This window comes from Citrobacter sp. wls613, assembly GCF_005281195.1.
GTDB lineage: Bacteria > Pseudomonadota > Gammaproteobacteria > Enterobacterales > Enterobacteriaceae > Citrobacter > Citrobacter gillenii.
Map to the genome: position 1 here is coordinate 3,613 of NZ_SZXN01000037.1, position 432 is coordinate 4,044.

General features: G+C 44.7%; 2 protein-coding genes. Both read left to right on the forward strand.

What is annotated here, in order from left to right:
* A partial coding sequence (locus FDX01_RS23595; RefSeq protein WP_349290582.1) for a TolC family protein occupies positions 1-169 on the forward strand: 169 nt, incomplete at its 5' end.
* A gap of 28 nt (positions 170-197) precedes the next feature.
* The coding region (locus tag FDX01_RS06330; protein WP_137399442.1) for a copper-binding protein at positions 198-432 on the forward strand (235 nt) is incomplete at its 3' end.

Here is a 432-nt window from a genome sequence, read left to right on the forward strand (position 1 = left end):
CCAGCGTGCCAGAGGATTATATTCCAGTGGTGCTGTCAGTTACATTGAAGTGCTGGATGCAGAGCGTTCTCTCTTCGCTACGCAGCAAACCATTCTCGATCTTACCTATTCCCGGCAGGTTAACGAAATTAATCTGTTTACCGCACTGGGTGGCGGTTGGGTAGAGTAAATTTATTTCATTAATCAGGAAATTTAAAATGCGTAATTCACTTAAAGCCGTTTTATTTGGTGCCTTCTCTGTCATGTTTTCTGCCGGTCTTCATGCTGAAACACATCAGCATGGCGATATGAATACTGCCAGTGATGCTTCGGTACAGCAGGTTATCAAGGGCACCGGTATCGTTAAAGAAATTGATATAAATAGTAAAAAGATCACCATTTCGCACGAAGCAATCCCTGCGGTGGGCTGGCCTGCAATGACCATGCGCTTCA